The organism is Pseudoalteromonas sp. BSi20495 (assembly GCF_000241185.1).
Lineage (GTDB): Bacteria > Pseudomonadota > Gammaproteobacteria > Enterobacterales > Alteromonadaceae > Pseudoalteromonas > Pseudoalteromonas fuliginea.
In genome coordinates this window covers 1-236 of the sequence record NZ_BADY01000165.1, presented here as the reverse complement: position 1 = coordinate 236, position 236 = coordinate 1, and the positions used below count along the sequence as shown (strand labels likewise).

At 47.5% G+C, this 236-nt stretch carries 2 tRNA genes; both read left to right on the top strand.

Going from position 1 to position 236, the window contains the following annotated elements:
- The first annotated feature begins 59 nt into the window (after window positions 1-59).
- Window positions 60-135, top strand: a tRNA-Gly gene (locus P20495_RS01890).
- Window positions 136-154: 19 nt separating this feature from the next.
- A tRNA-Cys gene (locus P20495_RS01895) sits at window positions 155-228 on the top strand.
- Window positions 229-236 lie beyond the last annotated feature (8 nt).

Genomic DNA, 236 nt, shown 5'->3' with positions numbered 1-236 from the left:
CCGGGCACCACTTTAAATTATTTTACCAAGATGATTTAAAGTTGATAAAACAGTATTTTGCGGTACTAGCTCAGTTGGTAGAGCGCGACCTTGCCAAGGTCGAGGTCACGAGTTCGAGCCTCGTGTACCGCTCCAAATTATTTGGACACATTTAGGCGGAATGGCAGAGTGGCCATGCACCGGATTGCAAATCCGTTTACCTCGGTTCGACTCCGGGTTCCGCCTCCATATAATTT